This window comes from Pseudomonas tumuqii (assembly GCF_013184545.1).
Taxonomy (GTDB): Bacteria; Pseudomonadota; Gammaproteobacteria; order Pseudomonadales; family Pseudomonadaceae; genus Aquipseudomonas; species Aquipseudomonas tumuqii.
The window spans coordinates 119,465-136,526 of the sequence record NZ_JAAOJA010000003.1; the positions used below are offsets into that span (position 1 = coordinate 119,465).

At 59.7% G+C, this 17,062-nt stretch carries 18 protein-coding genes and 1 pseudogene; 12 read left to right on the plus strand and 7 right to left on the minus strand.

Going from position 1 to position 17,062, the window contains the following annotated elements; genetic code table 11:
* Positions 1-69 precede the first annotated feature (69 nt).
* Positions 70-1,353, minus strand: a complete 1,284-nt coding sequence (locus G9C89_RS07025) for an OprD family porin (protein ID WP_172146717.1) — start codon at positions 1,351-1,353, stop codon at positions 70-72.
* 738 nt (positions 1,354-2,091) lie between these two features.
* On the opposite strand from G9C89_RS07025, the gene G9C89_RS07030 reads away from it, so the two are divergent.
* Both G9C89_RS07030 and G9C89_RS07035 read left to right on the plus strand, forming a co-directional pair.
* The gene (locus tag G9C89_RS07030) at positions 2,092-2,517 is read left to right on the plus strand and encodes an HIT family protein (protein WP_172146719.1); all 426 of its coding nucleotides are present in this window, start codon (positions 2,092-2,094) and stop codon (positions 2,515-2,517) included.
* A 3-nt stretch (positions 2,518-2,520) separates the two neighbouring features.
* Positions 2,521-2,727 carry a SlyX family protein gene (locus tag G9C89_RS07035; RefSeq protein ID WP_172146720.1) on the plus strand — a complete coding sequence of 69 codons (207 nt, stop codon included), beginning with the start codon at positions 2,521-2,523 and terminating at the stop codon, positions 2,725-2,727.
* A 76-nt stretch (positions 2,728-2,803) separates the two neighbouring features.
* On the opposite strand, the gene G9C89_RS07040 is transcribed toward G9C89_RS07035, so the two are convergent.
* The 6 genes and pseudogenes from G9C89_RS07040 to G9C89_RS07060 all read right to left on the minus strand — a co-directional run bounded on the left by G9C89_RS07040 (position 2,804) and on the right by G9C89_RS07060 (position 7,683).
* Positions 2,804-3,028 (minus strand): cold-shock protein, encoded by a 225-nt coding sequence (locus G9C89_RS07040; RefSeq protein ID WP_172147515.1) that lies wholly within the window; start codon positions 3,026-3,028, stop codon positions 2,804-2,806.
* Positions 3,029-3,085: 57 nt separating this feature from the next.
* Positions 3,086-3,406 (minus strand): annotated as a pseudogene (locus tag G9C89_RS25390) (cold shock domain-containing protein membrane protein); the annotation flags it as partial.
* A 169-nt stretch (positions 3,407-3,575) separates the two neighbouring features.
* Entirely contained in the window at positions 3,576-4,643 is a 1,068-nt protein-coding gene (locus tag G9C89_RS07045; RefSeq protein ID WP_172146721.1) for a GGDEF domain-containing protein, read from the minus strand.
* A gap of 169 nt (positions 4,644-4,812) precedes the next feature.
* The gene (locus tag G9C89_RS07050; RefSeq protein WP_172146729.1) at positions 4,813-5,283 is read right to left on the minus strand and encodes a Dps family protein; all 471 of its coding nucleotides are present in this window, start codon (positions 5,281-5,283) and stop codon (positions 4,813-4,815) included.
* Between the two features lie 123 nt (positions 5,284-5,406).
* Positions 5,407-6,225, minus strand: a complete 819-nt coding sequence (locus tag G9C89_RS07055) for an SDR family NAD(P)-dependent oxidoreductase (RefSeq protein WP_172146731.1) — start codon at positions 6,223-6,225, stop codon at positions 5,407-5,409.
* A 339-nt stretch (positions 6,226-6,564) separates the two neighbouring features.
* Positions 6,565-7,683, minus strand: a complete 1,119-nt coding sequence (locus tag G9C89_RS07060; RefSeq protein ID WP_172146742.1) for an HD domain-containing phosphohydrolase — start codon at positions 7,681-7,683, stop codon at positions 6,565-6,567.
* Positions 7,684-8,019: 336 nt separating this feature from the next.
* Here G9C89_RS07060 and aspS point away from each other — a divergent pair, with 336 nt between their 5' ends.
* The 10 genes from aspS (at position 8,020) to tolB (ending at position 17,001) form a co-directional block, all read left to right on the plus strand.
* Positions 8,020-9,795 carry an aspartate--tRNA ligase gene (gene aspS / locus G9C89_RS07065; protein ID WP_172146743.1) on the plus strand — a complete coding sequence of 592 codons (1,776 nt, stop codon included), beginning with the start codon at positions 8,020-8,022 and terminating at the stop codon, positions 9,793-9,795.
* Between the two features lie 89 nt (positions 9,796-9,884).
* Positions 9,885-10,631: a YebC/PmpR family DNA-binding transcriptional regulator gene (locus G9C89_RS07070; protein WP_172146744.1), complete on the plus strand. Its 747-nt coding sequence runs from the start codon at positions 9,885-9,887 to the stop codon at positions 10,629-10,631.
* Between the two features lie 178 nt (positions 10,632-10,809).
* Positions 10,810-11,334, plus strand: a complete 525-nt coding sequence (ruvC, locus tag G9C89_RS07075; RefSeq protein WP_172146746.1) for a crossover junction endodeoxyribonuclease RuvC — start codon at positions 10,810-10,812, stop codon at positions 11,332-11,334.
* Positions 11,335-11,355: 21 nt separating this feature from the next.
* Complete coding sequence (gene ruvA, locus G9C89_RS07080) at positions 11,356-11,961, plus strand: Holliday junction branch migration protein RuvA (protein ID WP_172146748.1); 606 nt, start codon at positions 11,356-11,358, stop codon at positions 11,959-11,961.
* A gap of 6 nt (positions 11,962-11,967) precedes the next feature.
* On the plus strand, positions 11,968-13,020 hold the full coding sequence (gene ruvB, locus G9C89_RS07085) for a Holliday junction branch migration DNA helicase RuvB (RefSeq protein ID WP_172146750.1): 1,053 nt from the start codon (positions 11,968-11,970) through the stop codon (positions 13,018-13,020).
* Positions 13,021-13,072: 52 nt separating this feature from the next.
* Complete coding sequence (ybgC, locus tag G9C89_RS07090) at positions 13,073-13,525, plus strand: tol-pal system-associated acyl-CoA thioesterase (RefSeq protein ID WP_172146753.1); 453 nt, start codon at positions 13,073-13,075, stop codon at positions 13,523-13,525.
* A gap of 2 nt (positions 13,526-13,527) precedes the next feature.
* Positions 13,528-14,223: a protein TolQ gene (tolQ, locus tag G9C89_RS07095; protein ID WP_172146756.1), complete on the plus strand. Its 696-nt coding sequence runs from the start codon at positions 13,528-13,530 to the stop codon at positions 14,221-14,223.
* Positions 14,224-14,255: 32 nt separating this feature from the next.
* The gene (gene tolR / locus G9C89_RS07100; RefSeq protein ID WP_172146759.1) at positions 14,256-14,708 is read left to right on the plus strand and encodes a protein TolR; all 453 of its coding nucleotides are present in this window, start codon (positions 14,256-14,258) and stop codon (positions 14,706-14,708) included.
* On the plus strand, positions 14,708-15,706 hold the full coding sequence (gene tolA, locus G9C89_RS07105) for a cell envelope integrity protein TolA (RefSeq protein WP_172146762.1): 999 nt from the start codon (positions 14,708-14,710) through the stop codon (positions 15,704-15,706). Before tolR ends, tolA begins: the two co-directional genes overlap by 1 nt.
* Positions 15,703-17,001 carry a Tol-Pal system beta propeller repeat protein TolB gene (gene tolB, locus G9C89_RS07110; protein ID WP_172146765.1) on the plus strand — a complete coding sequence of 433 codons (1,299 nt, stop codon included), beginning with the start codon at positions 15,703-15,705 and terminating at the stop codon, positions 16,999-17,001. Before tolA ends, tolB begins: the two co-directional genes overlap by 4 nt.
* The last annotated feature ends 61 nt before the right edge of the window (positions 17,002-17,062 follow it).

A 17,062-nucleotide genomic window follows, 5' to 3' on the forward strand; every position in this document is an offset into this window, starting at 1 on the left:
GTAAGTGGCAGACAAGAAAAAGCCCGGCACAAGCCGGGCTTTTCATATCGCTAACGAATTACAGCTGAATTACAACACGCTCAGCGGGTATTCGACGATCAGGCGGAAGTCGTTCACGTCAGCGCTGTAGTGCTCATTCATGGCGCTGTTAGCGCGCCAGATGGCGCTACGAATGCGGAAGGACAGATCCTTCGCCGCGCCTTCCTGGATCACGTACTTGGTTTCGAAGTCAAATTCGTGCTCTTTGCCTTCGCCGGCACCAACCACGCCTGTTTCAATGTTGTCACCGTAGACATAGCGGGTCATGAAGCTCAGGCCCGGTACGCCGTAGGTGGCCATGTTCAGGTCGTAGCGAGCCTGCCAGGATTCCTCGTCCTGGCGGTCGAAGTCGGAGAACTGCACCGAGTTGGCCAGCCAGATGGTGCCGCCGCCATCAACGCCATAGGCATAGGCGGTATCACCGGAGGAGCGCTGGTGGGCCAGGGTGAAGGTATGAGCGCCCAGGGAGTAGGCTGCTGCCAGGCTCCAGATCTTGTTGTCAACGTCGCCCGAGAGCTTCTGGCCATCGTCTTCGGTTTTATAGCCGTTGAGGTCGAAGTTCAGCGCCTGATCTTCACCCAGCGGCAGGTTGAAGTTCAGGTTGACGTAGGTCTTCTTGAAGTGGTCTTCGACGTCGGACGCGTGGATGGCGGCGCTGAAGTTGTCGGTGAAGCTGTAGCTGGCGCCGACGATGTTGGCGGACGTCAAGGCAAAGGTGTCGCGATCGGTGCTGGACTGGCTGCTCATGGCAGTGAAACGGCCGGCGGACAGCTCCAGGCCTTCGATTTCATTGCTGGTCAGCAGGGTGCCGGTGGCGACTTCCGGCAGGATGCGGCTGTCGTCGGTGCTGAAGACCGGGCTGGCAGTCATCTGGTTGCCGTACTTCAGCACGGTGTCGGAGAGACGCATCTTGATCGCGCCGCCCACTTCGGTCTGGGTGTCTTCGCCGCGGCCATCGCTGTCCTGGTCGAACTGGCCGGTACCAAAACGACCACGGCCGCTGTCCAGCTTGATGCTGGAGAGGGAGTGGGCGTCGACGCCAAAACCGACGACGCCTTGGGTGAAGCCGGACTCGCCCAGCAGGCGAATGCCCAGGCCGGTTTCTTCGCGATAGCCGGCAGGGTTGGCGGAAGTGCTGGCGCCATTGGTGCCGCCATTACGGAAATCACGGTTCATGTAGAGAACACGGTTGAAGATATTGAAAGTGCTGTCTTCAACAAAGCCCTTGGATTCGGACTGGCTCGAGGCCATGGCCATTTGGGTACTGCCCGCTGCTACTGCGAGGGCGATTACGCTCCACTTCATCACTTGCATCGTGATTGCTCCTTTGGTTTAGAAGAGTTGCGCTGTCCGACTGTTTGTTATATGGACAGCTCTTTCTTTTTGTGTCGGCGCTAACTTATAGCACGCAGCTAAAGTTGGCGATAGTTGCAATCTATTCCTTGCACTTTGTTCACGGTCATGTCGCAAAAGACGATGAAGCATGTCGCAATTCTGTAGATTCCCGCGTGTGTTTTGCAGCGCTGACGAATTCTGCAGTTTCGGTTGGCGATAACCGGGTTTTGCTGCTTGGCCGCCCAGTATTCCGGGTGGCGCAGTAGTTATAGCAAGAGTCGTGCTCAAAATGCATGGTTCTCGTTGGATGCCGATATTTTGCCGAACCCGAGCTGCGCCTGTCGAGCATTGTAAAGGTATTGCCGTCAGGTTTCATGGGGTTTACAGCCGCTCCATGCCAGCTGTACCAGCAGTGAAAGGTTGACAGGGCCGTTGGCTTCTCATGGCCGTACGCGGCATTCGGCTGAGCGCGCGGGGTTGCGCGGGTAACGCTTGTGGGGGTCGCCATTACGCTAAGAAACAAACCGTGCGCAATAATGGTGCGTGCTCTGTTGTCCTGGGCTGCTGCATGGCGAGCTTGTGCGTTGCCGGGCTCGGGGGGGGCAGGTGAATCCGCTGCGGCTCCCGCGTATCCTGCTGACCCGTCGCTTGGCATGTCGGGTTTGCGCTTATGGCACTAAGCTTTGTCTATTCAATGGTGTGGCAGGAGGGTGGCCTATGTTTGTTCTGGATCCGCGTTTGCAGCAGGACACTCTGCCGGTGGGCGATTTTTCGCTGTGTCGTTTGCTGCTGATGAATGATGCGCACTACCCCTGGTTTGTCCTGGTGCCCAGGCGCGAAGAGGTGAGTGAGCTGTTTCAGCTCGATGCCGATGATCAGCAAGCCTTGTGGCAGGAAACCACGATGCTGGCCGAGACGCTCAAGGATGCCTTCGGTGCCGACAAAATGAACATTGCCACCCTGGGCAATATGGTCAGCCAACTGCACATGCATGTGATCGTGCGGCGGCGTGACGATGCAGCCTGGCCGGCACCGGTGTGGGGCAGGCTGCCTGCGCAGCCGTATGGCGATGAGCAGGTGCTGGCGATCAAGGACAGGTTGCGCCTGGTGCTGGGCGAAAATTTCTGTTTTATCGAGGACTGAGGGATGAAGGCGGAGCAACGAATCACCGATCTGGAAAGCCGTTTGGCTTTTCAGGATGACACCATCCAGGCGCTCAACGATGTACTGGTGGCGCAGCAACGTGAGTTGGATCGCTTGCAGTTGCAGGTCGCGGCTTTGGCCAGGCGTCAGGATGAAATAGCTGGGCAGCTCGACTCGGCTGACGATGAGGCGCCACCGCCTCACTATTAGTCTCTGGCAGCCGTCTTATAAACAGAAAAGCCCGCACTCTGCGGGCTTTCTGCTTTCAAGGGGTTAGCTAAGGGGGTTAGCGGCGGGCGGGGGAAGCGGCAATCACGTCTTCCGCTTGCAGGCCCTTGTCGCGTTGCATGACGGAGAACTCGACGCGTTGGCCCTCGACCAATACTCGATGGCCCTCGCCGCGAATCGCGCGAAAGTGCACAAAGATGTCGTCACCCGAGTCGCGGGAGATGAAGCCGAAGCCTTTGGAGGTATTGAACCATTTGACTGTGCCGGTTTCTCGGTCAGTCATGTTGTGGGTAACGGCGCTGTCGCGGATTTTCAAGCGCAGGTTGGTCGCCAGGTGCAGCAGTACTGCGGCGAGCACGGCAAGCAAGCTGAACAGGGGGGCGGGCAGGTCGGCAATCGTTGGTAGCGGGGCCAGTAGAATCAAGGCTTGCAGCAGGGTGCCCAGGATCAGCAGGGCGGAAACCAGGTTTTGCAGTTGATGGCGCAGGCCGGCATGCCAGATAGGCAATTGGGGTGCCAGGATCAGGTTAAGTAAGCCGAACAAGGCAAGGCACAGGGCTTCTGGCTGTTGCAGAAATGGCAGGGGTTGATTGCTTAGGCTTGGCACAAATGACAGCAGCAGGGCGGTGAGGCCCGTTAGCAGGTGGACAATTTTCAACATATTCAATGAGCTCACTTGTTAAAAGGATCGCCAGGAAGAGCCGATTGCACAGGCATTGCCTTGGGTTGAGGGCGTTGTGGATGCGCGTGTAGTCGGCCTATGCGCTGATCCAGTGATTCGGAACAGCGGCACGGGGCGTATTTAACAGCAAAGAGGTGAGCTACTCAAATCAAGCGCTTAGGGCGTTTTCGCAAGCCTCGGGGTGGACCTGGTTGCGACCGCTGTGTTTGGCCTGGTAAAGCGCGTCATCGGCGCGGGTAAGCAGGCTTTCCGGATTGTCGCCGGGTTTGGCGAGGGCGAAGCCAAAGGAGGCGCTGATGCTATCCAGTACCTGGTCGGTGCGGCGTACTTTTATCCGTAGTGACTGGATTTTCTGGCGCAGGCCTTCGGCGAAGGCGTGTGCGCTCTGGGTATCGAAGCACTCGCGAAGAATTACGCAGAACTCTTCACCGCCGTAACGCGCGGCGGTAGCGCGTGGCGGCAGTGCAGCGCGCAGCAGTTGGCCGACATGCTGGAGAACCCGATCGCCCAGCGGATGACCATATTGATCGTTGAACTGTTTGAAGTGGTCGATATCCAGCATCACCAGGGCCACACCCTGGTGTTCGCCAGTCAGTGCCTGTTCCAGCAGGCGGGTGAAGGCGTGTCGGTTGAATACCTGGGTCAGGCTGTCGAGGGTTGCCGCGACGTGGGCGCGCTCCAGCTGGCCGCGCAAGTGTTGGATCTCGTTCTGCGCGGCGCGTATGCGGTAGAGGAATTTCTCTTGCTGATCCTGCATCAGTTGGGTGCTTTGTTGCAGGTCGTTCAATACGTTGGGCAGGTCATCGATGATCGGCTCTTTCAGGGCGGCGAGCCCCTGCTCCAGGCTGGCTTGATAGTGGTGGCTACCGGCCACGCTGAGCGAAACATCGTCTTCGATGCCGTCGACCAGTTCGATGACTTGTTGTTGGCCCGCGCGGGCTTCTTCGAGTTCGTGACGAATGACGTAGTCGCGGAACAATTTGACGGCTGCCTCTGCGGGGAAGCTGTCGAAATCCGTGACGATCTTGTCCAGGCGACGATTGAGCTCCGGCTCCTGGCCTTGGCTGTAGGTATACCAAAGCGCGTAGTGCAGCGGATTAGGTGGTATGCCATGACGCATCATCAAGGGCACGGCCTGCTTCAGCAGGGCCGCCGCCTCGCGAGTGTCTTCCGGGTAGCGCTCGAGAATGCTCGGGGTTTTGTTTGGCTTGCTCATGCATGTCACTGTGGCAAGTTGCGGATGGCTGAAGCATAGAACAAGCGCTGTCTAGCGCCTAGGCACATTTCGGCCCAGGGCGACCTCGGTGCAGGTTCCAGGCAAAGACCGGGAGTGGCCTTTACCTGCTGATCGTTTCAATCAGTACGGGCTCTTGGTTCGGGGCCGGTCAGGCGTCGAGCAGGCTGCGCAGCATCCAGGCAGTTTTCTCATGCACTTGCATGCGCTGGGTCAGCACGTCTGCGGTAGGTTCGTCGCTGACCTTGTCGAGCAAGGGGAAGATCCCGCGAGCGGTGCGGATCACGGCCTCCTGGCCCTGAACCAGTTGTTTGATCATGTCGGCCGCGCTTGGCACGCCTTCTTCTTCTTTGATCGAGGACAGGCGTGCATAGGCGGCGTAGGTGCCGGGTGCCGGGAAGCCCAGGGCGCGGATGCGTTCGGCGATCTGGTCGACGGCCAGTGACAGCTCGGTGTATTGCCCTTCGAACATCAGGTGCAGGGTGTTGAACATCGGGCCGGTGACGTTCCAGTGGAAATTGTGGGTTTTCAGATACAGGGTATAAGTGTCGGCGAGCAGTCGGGACAAGCCCTCGGCGATGGCGGCGCGATCCTGCTCAGCGATTCCGATATTGATTTCCATGGCATTTCTCCTTTCAGATGGCCCGGAGCTTGTCTGGCTCCGCAATGCGCGGAGCCTAGCATAGGGGCTGCATGCTTGATCTTGGCTTATGTCAATAAGCGTCATTGTTTGATGCTATGGGGTTCAGTTCCTGCGCATCAGTCTGGCCAGCAGCCTGGGGTAGGCGCTCGGCAGCAGGCGTTGAATCCAGTCGAGGAGGCGGGCGTCGTTGCCGATCAGGATGCGTGGGCGTTTGGCTTTGAGTCCATCGACGATAACCCTGGCAGCCTGTTCCGGGGTGGTGCGGGCCAGTTTGTCGAAGTCCGCGGCTGCCCGGCTGGCGTCGCATTTGCCGTTGATGCCCTGGTAAAAGCGCGCCGAGCGGGCGATGTCGGTCTTGATCCCACCAGGGTGAACGCAGCTGACCTGTACGTTGCTGTTGTGCAGTTCCTGGCGCAAGGCTTCGGTAAAACCGCGGACGGCAAACTTGCTGGCGTTATACGCCCCCTGCGAGGGCATGCTGACGATGCCGAAAATGCTGGAAACATTGATGATGTGACCTGCGTTGTGTTCCAGCAGGTGGGGCAGGAAGGCTTTGGTGCCATGCACGACGCCCCAGAAATTGATGCCCATTATCCATTCGAAGTCCTCATAGCTGAGGTTCGCAATGGTTTGTGATACGGCCACGCCGGCGTTATTGATGACCAGGTGAGCGCTGCCGTGGTGGGTCAGTACGGTGTCGGCAAAGGCGAAGACGGCCGCGCGATCGGCTACATCGAGGATGTGGCTGCTGACCTGGCGGTCCTGTTGGCGCAGGGCGCTGGTGATGCTTTCCAGGTTGGCGGCATTAATGTCGGCCAGCGCCAGGTGGCAGCCTTCCTTGGCCAGCAATTCGGCGAGCGCGCGGCCAATGCCAGAACCCGCGCCGGTTATTACGGCTACCTTGCCTGCAAGCGATTGCATATGACTCCCTGAGTCGAGCCTGTGCTCGACGGTGTATGACTGTCGATGAGTGGTCGGTGGGTCTGCGGGCGAGCCTAGGCCGGCGTGGCTGTCTGGCGCAAGGGGTTAGCAGGTTATTGAAAAACTACCTGCTGCGTTGCCGATTCGTCGTTAAAAACAGGCTCGGGTGCGAGCCCAGGCTAGGCGCCCCCGTCAAAATGCTCATTTACACCACGTAAACTGCGCTTTTGACTCGCTTCGCTCGTCTTGCCGGCCAGCCTTCGGCTGTTACTCCGCGACGCTGCGTTGCGCCTGTTTTTGCCTCGCCTCGGCTGCCTCGCCTGCGTTCCCAACGGCCTGCTAGCGGTGCGCGAGGGTCGGGTGTTGCTGGAGGGTGCGGTTGAAGACGTCGACCCAATACGGGCTGAACTGGCGACCTATGAGGCCGTTGATTTCCAGGATGGCACGCAGTAATGGGCGCTTGCTCAGGGTTTGGTGGGCGCGTTCATGGGTGCGTGCATCGAAGGTGTCGACAATATTGAGAATCAGGGCGCCGGGGCGGATATCGGGCTCCTGCAGGGCTCCTGGATAACCGCTGCCGTCGACATGCTCCTGGTGTTGCAGGACGATGTTGGCCGCTGCCTCCCAGTCAGGCAGGCGTTTCAGTAGGTCATAAGCCAGGCGCGGGTGCGATTGCATCTGCTGGCGTTCTTCGTGGGTGAGGCGGGCTTCCTTGTGCAGCGTGTCCAGGGGCAGAAAGGCCATGCCCAGGTCATGCAGGCAGACGGCAGCTGCCAGTTGCGCCGGGTATTCCGGTGTATTGCCGTGCTGGTTGATGGCCAGGGCCAGGTCCAGTTGGCGCAAGCCTCGGCCCTGCCAATAGCGCGAGCGCCGCTCGCTGGCTTGCATCAGTTCGATGAAGAACAGCAGGTCTTCGTCCAGCGCAATGCCGTGCTGCTCGAGCAGTCCGGCAGCCTGTGGGGCGCCTGAAGTTGTGGGGGCGGGCAGCTGGTTGTTGGGGTCGAGCTGCTGCAGGAGCGCGCGGCGGACCTCCGTCTGTCGGGCAGCAGGAGCCGTCGCCAGTGTGCGCAAGGCTTGACTGAGCGTGTCGAACTGCAGGTGGTCGAGGCGGACAGGGGAACCGCCCAGGCCTTGCGCTATCAGCTCTTTGAGGTGGTCCAGGGTTACCAGCAGAATGTCGCCAAGCAGGCTGTCAAAGTTCAAGCGTGCCTCGCGCAGGCAGGCCAGAACGTCTTCCATGGCCTGCGGTAGGGGCATTAGCGCGTTCAGGCCGATATAGCCCAGGTTGCCCTTGATGGTATGAACCTGGCGAAACAGGTCGTGCAGCTTTTCTCTATCGTCGGGACAGTGCTCCAGCTCGATGAGCAGTTGTTCGCTGCGCTGAAACTGCTCTGCGGTTTCCTGGCGAAAATCATCCAGCACATCATTGGGCAGGTCGGCAGGGCTGGAGGGGGTCATGAGCGATCTCCGTAAAGGTGGAGCTGAGTATAGGTGGCCGGACAAAAGCGTCAGGAGCCTGTCGGGCTTTTTCGCGGCAGGACAGTCCCTGGTCCGACAGGCTCCTGGGGGTGGCGGCTGCAAGTGACGGCTTAACCATATATAATCCCGCGCTTTGCCGCGAAACGCGGGTTGATGGCGGTCTGGCGCAAGCGCGCCGTTGGTCGATTGCTGGCCCCGCCGACTGTTGCAATTGCAGAAAATACCGCGTGAACCTGCCGGCAGGCATGGCCCCGGACCAGCGCCTCACTCCACGCGGCCCAACGAATTCAAGACTCAAGAGAAGCGATTACCACCATGATGCGCAGCCATTATTGCGGCCAACTGAACGAGAGCCTGGACGGCCAGGAAGTCACCCTTTGCGGCTGGGTCCATCGCCGCCGTGACCATGGCGGAGTGATCTTCCTCGATATCCGTGACCGCGAGGGTCTGGCTCAGGTGGTGTTCGACCCCGATCGCGCCGAGACCTTTGCCGTCGCCGACAGGGTGCGCAGCGAATATGTGGTGAAGATCACCGGCAAGGTGCGTCTGCGTCCCGCCGGTGCCGGCAATGCCAACATGGCTTCCGGCGCCATCGAAGTGCTGGGCTATGAGCTGGAAGTGCTCAACGAGGCGGAAACCCCGCCGTTCCCGCTCAATGAATACACCGATGTCGGCGAGGAGACCCGCCTGCGTTATCGTTTCATCGACCTGCGCCGCCCGGAAATGGCGGCCAAGCTGAAGCTGCGTTCGAGCATCACCACCAGCATCCGTCGCTACCTGGACGAGAACGGCTTCCTCGATGTGGAAACGCCGATCCTCACCCGCGCCACCCCGGAAGGCGCGCGTGACTACCTGGTGCCGAGCCGCACCCATGCTGGCAGTTTCTTCGCCCTGCCGCAGTCGCCGCAGCTGTTCAAGCAGCTGTTGATGGTCGCCGGTTTCGATCGCTACTACCAGATCGCCAAGTGCTTCCGCGACGAAGACCTGCGTGCCGACCGTCAGCCGGAATTCACCCAGATCGACATCGAGACCAGCTTCCTCGATGAAGCCGACATCATGGCCATCACCGAGAAGATGATCCGCCAGCTGTTCAAGGAAGTGCTGAACGTCGAGTTCGCCGACTTCCCGCACATGACCTTCGCAGAGGCCATGCGCCGCTATGGTTCGGACAAGCCGGACCTGCGCATTCCGCTGGAGCTGGTGGATGTCGCCGATCAGCTCAAGGACGTCGATTTCAAGGTGTTCAGCGGCCCGGCCAACGACCCCAAATCACGGGTTGCCGCATTGCGCGTACCGGGCGGGGCGAGCATGCCGCGCAGCCGTATCGACGAGTACACCAAGTTCGTCGGCATCTACGGTGCTCGCGGCCTGGCCTATATCAAGGTCAACGAGCGGGCCAATGGCGTTGAAGGTCTGCAGTCGCCGATCGTCAAGAACATCCCGCTGGACAACCTCAATGTGATCCTTGATCGCGTCGGTGCGGTCGATGGCGATATCGTGTTCTTCGGTGCCGACAAGGCCAAGATCGTCAGCGAAGCCCTGGGCGCGCTACGCATCAAGCTGGGCCATGATTTGAATCTGCTGACCTGCGAATGGGCGCCGATGTGGGTCGTCGACTTCCCGATGTTCGAGGAGAGTGATGACGGCAGCCTGACCTCGTTGCACCACCCCTTCACTTCGCCGAGCTGCACGGCTGCCGAACTGCAAGCCAACCCGGCGGTCGCCTTGTCGCGTGCCTATGACATGGTGCTCAACGGCACCGAGTTGGGCGGCGGCTCGATCCGTATCCACGACAAGGGCATGCAGCAGGCGGTGTTCCGCGTGCTCGGCATCAGCGAGGAGGAGCAGCAGGAGAAGTTCGGCTTCCTCCTCGATGCACTGAAGTACGGTGCGCCGCCGCACGGTGGCCTGGCTTTCGGTCTTGATCGTCTGGTGATGCTGATGACCGGCGCCCAGTCGATCCGCGAAGTGATCGCCTTCCCGAAAACCCAGAGCGCGGCCTGCGTCATGACTCAGGCGCCGGGTGTGGTGGATGCCAAGGCGTTGCGCGAGTTGCACATTCGCCTGCGCGAGCAGCCCAAGGCCGAATAAGCCTTGCCGACGACAAGGAGCCTGGGTTTGCCAGGCTTCTTCGTTATGGCTGTTACGCAACCCGAGTTGAATTGAAGACGGAGTGAGTTATGGCTGGTCATTCCAAATGGGCCAACATCAAACACCGCAAAGGACGTCAAGACGCCAAGCGCGGCAAGATTTTCACCAAGCTCATTCGTGAGCTGACCGTCGCCGCCAAAGGCGGTGGTCTGCCGGCGGACAATCCGCGTCTGCGCCTGGCCGTGGACAAGGCGCTGACCGCCAACATGACCCGTGACACCATCGACCGGGCGATCGCCCGCGGTGTGGGTTCCGACGAAGCCGACAACATGGTCGAGCTGAGCTACGAAGGCTATGCGCCCAGTGGCGTGGCGATCTTCGTCGAAGCCATGACCGATAACCGCAATCGCACGGCCGCAGAAGTGCGGCATGCCTTTACCAAGTGTGGCGGTAATCTGGGTACCGATGGCTCGGTGGCCTATATGTTCGAGCGCAAAGGTCAGATCAGCTACGCCCCGGGGGTCGATGAAGACGCCTTGATGGAGGCGGCGCTGGAAGCCGGTGCCGACGATATCGTCAGCGGTGAGGACGGTTCGGTCGAGGTCTATACCGCGTTCGCCGACTTCCATGCGGTAAACGAGGCGCTGGGCAATGCCGGGTTCAAGGGTGACGAGGCTGAAGTGGCGATGATCCCGTCGATCAGTGCGCCCGTCACTGACCTGGAAACCGCACAGAAAGTGATCAAGCTGATCGACATGCTGGAAGACCTCGACGACGTGCAGAACGTCTACCACAACGCCGAGATTCCCGACGAGATCATGGAACAGCTTGGTTGATCGGTTGTTGGGCGATAAGGGCCGGAAGTTGCTGGGAGGGGTGTAACTCAGAGGCTTTCGGTTTTTTTATGGCTGCCATGTGGGTGACGGCAGCGAAGGCTGGCCCTATACTCGCCAACTGGATAGATAAACAGTATGGTTGCCGGCTTTGATCGACAATTCGGGCGGATGGTAGGGCATGACGTTGATCCTCGGTATCGACCCCGGCTCACGTATCACCGGTTATGGTGTGGTGCGTGATACCGGGCGCAGCTGTGAATATGTCGCCTCGGGCTGTATTCGTACCGGCAGCGGCTCGATGCCGGAGCGTCTGCAGATCGTTTTTCGCGGCGTGCGCGAGGTGATCGAGACCTACGGGCCGGTGACCATGGGCATCGAGCAGGTGTTCATGGCGCGCAACCCGGATTCGGCACTCAAGCTCGGCCAGGCCCGTGGCGTGGCTATCGTGGCGGGGATCGAGGCGGGGCTGGATATCGCCGAGTACACCGCAACGCAGGTCAAGCAGGCGATTGCCGGCACCGGTGGTGCCGATAAAGAGCAGGTGCAGATGATGGTCATGCACTTGCTCAAGCTGGTGCAGAAGCCGCAGATCGATGCTTCGGATGCCCTGGCGATTGCACTGTGCCACGCCCATCACCGTCAAAGCCTGATTCCACACGGTCTGGCCGCTGCCAAACGGCGCGGTGGCCGCCTTCGTTTATAGCGTTACTCAAGGAAAGCAGCGGTGATTGGACGTTTGTGCGGCACCCTGGCGGAGAAACAGCCGCCGCATTTGATTCTGGATGTGAACGGCCTGGGCTATGAGCTGGAAGTGCCCATGACAACCTTGTACCGTTTGCCGGCAGTCGGCGAACCCTTGACCCTGCACACTCACCTGGTGGTGCGTGAAGATGCACACCTGCTTTATGGCTTCTTCGAGAAGCGTGAGCGCCAGCTGTTTCGCGAGCTGATCCGGCTTAACGGCGTCGGCCCGAAACTGGCGCTGGCCTTGATGTCCGGGCTGGAAGTCGATGAGCTGGTGCGCTGTGTGCAGGCGCAAGACACCTCGGTGCTGGTGAAAATCCCCGGGGTCGGCAAGAAAACCGCCGAGCGTCTGTTGGTTGAATTGAAAGATCGCTTCAAGGCCTGGGAGGCCGTACCCGGCATGGCGACCCTGGTCGTTGAACCTCGCGCTGCTGGCACAGTCCCACATGCGGAGAATGATGCAGTCAGTGCGCTTATTTCCCTCGGTTACAAGCCGCAAGAAGCCAGCCGCGCGGTCTCCGCGATCAAGCAAGATGGGTTGAGCAGTGAAGATATGATCCGTCGTGCCCTGAAGGGAATGGTGTAACTCTCGATGCTCGAAGCAGACCGCCTGATTACCGCCACTAGCCGCGACCGCGATGAGCAGGTGGATCGTGCCATTCGTCCGTTGAGGCTGGCCGAATACATCGGTCAACCGAGCGTGCGCGAGCAGATGGAGTTGTTTATCCAGGCCGCCAGGGGGCGCAGCGAAGCCCTCGATCACACCCTGATCTTCGGTCCGCCGGGGCTCGGCAAGACCACCCTGGCCAATATCATCGCCCAGGAAATGGGCGTGTCGATCAAGAGCACTTCCGGCCCCGTGCTGGAGCGACCGGGCGATCTGGCCGCGCTGCTGACCAATCTTGAGCCGGGCGATGTGCTGTTCATCGATGAAATCCATCGCCTGTCGCCGATCGTCGAAGAAGTGCTGTACCCGGCGATGGAAGATTTCCAGCTGGATATCATGATCGGCGAAGGCCCGGCCGCGCGTTCGATCAAGCTCGACCTGCCGGCCTTCACCCTGGTCGGCGCCACCACGCGCGCGGGCATGCTGACCAATCCGTTGCGCGATCGGTTCGGTATCGTCCAGCGCCTGGAGTTCTACAACACCGAGGACCTGACCACCATCGTCACGCGTTCGGCGGGCATTCTCGGTTTGCCGATCGAGGCCCAGGGCGCCTTCGAGATCGCCCGCCGCGCCCGCGGTACGCCGCGCATCGCCAACCGCCTGCTGCGCCGGGTGCGGGATTTCGCCCAGGTGCGTGGCCAGGGCGACATCACCCGGCAGATTGCCGACTCGGCACTCAACCTGCTGGATGTCGACGAGCGCGGTTTCGATCACCAGGATCGCCGGCTGCTGCTGACCATGATCGAGAAATTCGATGGCGGTCCCGTGGGGGTCGACAGCCTGGCTGCGGCGATCAGTGAAGAGCGCCACACCATCGAAGATGTACTGGAGCCCTACCTGATTCAGCAGGGCTACATCATGCGTACCCCGCGCGGGCGCGTGGTAACCCGGCATGCCTACCTGCATTTCGGCCTGAATATGCCGAAACGCATGGGCGACTTGCCGTCCGTCGACTTGTTTGCTGCCGATGGCGAGTAAGCAAAAATACTTGCCGTCAGTGATTGGCAAGTTCAGGAGCTAGCACTAGAGTATGCACGCGCAAAACGGAGTTCAGCCTTTCGCTCATCGCTGTCGGGTTTATTACGAAGACACCGATGCAGGCGGTATCGTCTACTACGTCAATTACCTCAAATTCATGGAGCGGGCTCGCACCGAGCGGCTGCGCGACCTGGGCTTTGCCCAGTCGACGCTGGCGGGTGAGGGCCTGTTATTCGTCGTGCATTCCAGTGAGACGCGCTATCACGCGCCGGCGCGCCTGGATGATGAGTTGCTGGTAAGTGCGCAAGTAATGGAATTAAACCGTGCCAGCCTGCGTTTTCGTCAGCAGGTCAGGCGGGCCACGGATGATGCGCTGCTCTGTGAAGGGCAGTTCCTGGTGGCCTGTGTGCGCGCCGACAATTTGAAACCCCGGGCTATTCCCGAAGCTCTGCGCGCGGCCTTTGCCGGCCTGAGTGACGCGGATATAGCCAAAGCAGGAGAGTAAGCGTGGAAGCCAACACCGTTGACCATATGTCGATGTGGAGTCTGATCAGCAATGCCAGTCTGGTGGTACAGCTGGTTATGTTGACGCTGGTGGCCGCCTCGGTCACCTCGTGGGTCATGATTTTCCAGCGCAGCACCTTGCTGCGTGCCGCCAAGCGTGCTCTGGACAATTTCGAGGAGCGTTTCTGGTCCGGTATCGATTTGTCCAAGCTGTATCGTCAGGCGGGCAGTAATCCGGATCCTGACTCGGGGCTGGAGCAGATCTTCCGTGCCGGTTTCAAGGAGTTCTCCCGTCTGCGTCAGCAGCAGGGTGTCGACCCCGATGCGGTAATGGACGGTGTGGCGCGCGGCATGCGCGTGGCCATCTCGCGTGAAGAAGAGAAGCTCGAGCAGAGCCTGCCGTTCCTCGCCACCGTCGGTTCCACCAGCCCCTATATCGGCCTGTTCGGTACTGTCTGGGGAATCATGAACTCCTTCCGCGGTCTGGCCCAGGTGCAGCAAGCGACCCTGGCCACTGTGGCGCCGGGTATCGCCGAAGCGCTGATCGCCACCGCCATCGGCCTGTTTGCGGCGATCCCTGCGGTAATCGCCTACAACCGTTTCTCCTCACGCGGCGAGATGCTGATCGGCCGTTACTACACCTTTGCCGACGAGTTCCAGGCGATCCTGCACCGTAAAGTCCATACCAGCGACGACTAAGCCTTAGGCACTCTCAAGATAGGTTTCAAGCCATGGCCAGAATTCGCAACAGACGCAAGCCCGTTTCCGAGATGAATGTGGTGCCTTACATCGATGTGATGTTGGTGCTGCTGGTGATCTTCATGGTGACCGCGCCAATGCTCAACCAAGGGGTCAAGGTCGATCTGCCGCAGGTCAGCAGTGAGGTCTTGCCACAGGATAATAACGCCCAGGTACTGACGATCTCGATCAAGTCCGACAAGTCCTACTTCTGGAATATGGGCACGGAAGTCGATGTCGATACCGTGCAGGATCAAGCCATGACCCTGGAAGAAATGACCAGGGCAGTCACCGCGATCATCAATCAGAGTCGTGCTCAGGGTAAACAGGTGCAGGTGTTCGTGCGCGGCGATAAAGCGGTCGATTACGGTACCGTGATGGCCGCCATGGGTGGCTTGCAGCAGGCCGACGTGGGTAACGTCGGGCTGATTACCGAGGCCCCCTGATGCGGCAGCAACGCGAGCCTTCACCTTCGGAAAGCCTGTTTTGGCCTGTGCTCTGGGCTGTGGCGCTGCATGTCCTGATGTTCGCCATGCTGTTCGTCAGTTTTGCCTTCGCTCCGGACTTGCCGCCGGCCCGGCCAATCGTCCAGGCGACCCTGTATCAGCTGAAGTCGCAGAGTCAGGCAACTACCCAGACCAACCAGAAAATTGCCGGTGAGACCAAGAAAACCACCGCGCCAATCTATGAAACCGAACAGCTGGAACAGAAAAAGGCCGACAAGGAAAAACTGGCTGTTGCGGCCAAGGCTGCGGAACAAAAGAAGGCCGAGGAGGCTCGAAAGGCCGATGCGGCGAAGAAAGCCGATGCGGCGAAGAAGTCTGATGCAGAAAAGAAGGCCGCGGAGCAGAAAAAGCTAGCCGCTATCGCCAAGAAAAAAGCGGCGGATGAAGCGGCGAAGAAGAAAGCTGCCGAAGACGCCAAGAAAAAAGCGACGGCAGACGCCAAGAAGAAAGCCGCCGAAGAGGCGAAGAAAAAAGCCGTAGCCGAAGCGGCCAAGAAAAAAGCCGCGGATGATGCCAAGAAAAAGGCAGCCGAGGCGGCTCAGCGCAAAGCCACCGAAGACAAGAAAGCCGCCGCATTGGCCGAACTGTTATCCGAGGATGTCGGTCGCCAGCAGGCACTGGCCGATGAGGTAGGCGACCAGGTTGCCGGCAATCTCGATGATTTGATCGTCAAGTTGGTCAGTGAGCAGTGGCGCAGGCCGCCATCGGCGCGTAACGGCATGAGTGTAGAAGTGCTGATCGAGATGTTGCCCGATGGCACCATCATCAACGCCAGTGTCACCCGCTCCAGTGGCGATGCGCCATTCGACAGTTCCGCAATACAAGCGGTGCGTAACGTCGGTCGCATCGCTGAGATGCAACAATTGGATCGCGCGACCTTTGACAGTATGTACAGGCAGCGTGGCGTCATCTTCAAACCGGAGGATTTAGGTCTGTGAATACCCTGATGCGTATCGTCCTGCTCGGTCTGGCCATGTTGGTCGGCTCGGTGCAGGCGGCTGATCCTTTGGTGATCAGCACTGGTACTGACCGTGCGACCCCTATCGCAGTCGTGCCATTCGGCTGGCAAGGCGGCACAGTGCTGCCGGAGGACATGGCCGAGATCATCGGTAATGATCTGCGCAATTCGGGAGTGTTCGAGCCGATCCCGCGGCAGAACATGATCAGCCTGCCGAGTCAGGCCAGCGAGATCATCTACCGCGACTGGAAAGCCCTGGGCGCGCAATATGTATTGGTTGGCAGTGTCGTGCCCAGTGGCGGTCGTTTGCAGGTGCAGTTCGCCCTGCTCAATGTGGCCACCGAACAGCAGGTGCTGACCGGCAGCGTCGGCGGCACTCCTGATCAGTTGCGTGATATGGCGCACCATATTGCCGATCTGTCGTTCGAGAAGCTGACCGGGGTCAAGGGCGCGTTTTCCACGCGCATGCTCTATGTCACTGCCGAGCGCTTCTCGGTCAACAACACCCGTTACACCCTGCAGCGTTCCGACTACGACGGTGCTCGTGCAGTGACCTTGCTGCAGTCGCGTGAGCCGATCCTGTCGCCATCGTTTGCCCCGGATGGCCGTCGAATCGCCTATGTGTCGTTCGAGCAGAAGCGTCCGCGTATCTTCGTTCAGCACATCGACACCGGGCGGCGCGAGCAGATCACCAATTTTGACGGCCTCAACGGTGCACCAGCCTGGTCGCCGGATGGTGGTCGGCTGGCGTTTGTGCTGTCCCGTGATGGCAACCCGGAAATCTATGTGATGGACATGGGGTCTCGGCAGATCCGGCGTGTAACCAATCAGGGTGCAATCGATACCGAACCGTTCTGGGGCAAGGATGGCAATACCATCTACTTCACCTCGGATCGATCCGGTAAGCCGCAGATCTATAAGACCAACATCAACAGCGGTGCGGTGGAGCGGGTGACCTTCGTTGGTAACTACAACGCCAACCCGAAACTCTCGGCGGATGAGAAAACCCTAGTGATGATCCATCGCCAGGATGGTTTCACCGTGTTCAAGGTAGCGGCCCAGGACCTGCAACGTGGTAATTTGCGCATTCTTTCCGACACAAGTTTGGATGAGTCACCCACTGTTGCGCCCAACGGCACCATGCTAATCTACGCGACCCGCCAGCAGGGTCGGGGAGTCTTGATGTTGGCGTCCATTAATGGGCGTGTAAGGCTCCCTCTTCCTACCGCTCAAGGCGAAGTTCGAGAGCCTTCCTGGTCCCCTTACCTGAACTGATGCGGCGCAACACCGTTTTATTGCTATGAAATACTGCTTAACACACTGGGGTTCATTAGGA